Below are 612 nucleotides of genomic sequence, written 5' to 3' on the forward strand. Positions count from 1 at the left end.
TTATGTTTTCGTATATACTGTTTAAACTACGGGGAAGTAAAATCTCCTTTAATGCAAAGTTTTGAATTATTTTAAAATTTTCATTATTATTTTTTCCATTTCAGAAACTCTGTCTTCTAACAACTCCATCTGTTATCCACCTCTACGGTTATTCCTTTACAACAATTTATCAACTTGTTTAATGATTTTCAAATATTTTACTTTATTTCTATCACTACCGGTACTTCTTTACAATCGTTGAATTTTACGCAGTGTATACACTCTGTCCACACTTTTTGGGGAAAGTTTGATTTGTCCGTTATTTTAAAGCCAAGTCTTTCAAAAAATGATGGTACATATGTAAGAGCAAAAACTTTTTTTATTCCAAGTTGTTTTGCATCTTCAATACAAGCTTCCACTATCTTTTTACCTATACCTTTGTGTTGGTATTCTTCTATCACTGCCAACGATTTTATCTCCGCCAAGTCTTCCCAGTATATGTGCAAAGAGCCAACACCGACGATTTTTCCGCCGGTTTCGTACACGTAAAAGTCTCTTATGTTTTCGTATATACTGTTTAAACTACGGGGAAGTAAAATCTCCTTTAATGCAAAGTTTTGAATTATTTTAAAA

Annotated in this window: 1 protein-coding gene; it reads right to left on the bottom strand. The window is 31.9% G+C overall.

Going from position 1 to position 612, the window contains the following annotated elements:
• Positions 1 to 197 precede the first annotated feature (197 nt).
• On the bottom strand, positions 198 to 612 hold a 415-nt coding region (locus NE054_RS08475), incomplete at its 5' end, for an N-acetyltransferase (RefSeq protein ID WP_297890558.1).

Origin of the sequence: Sulfurihydrogenibium sp. (assembly GCF_027448985.1) — a bacterium.
Lineage (GTDB): Bacteria > Aquificota > Aquificia > Aquificales > Hydrogenothermaceae > Sulfurihydrogenibium.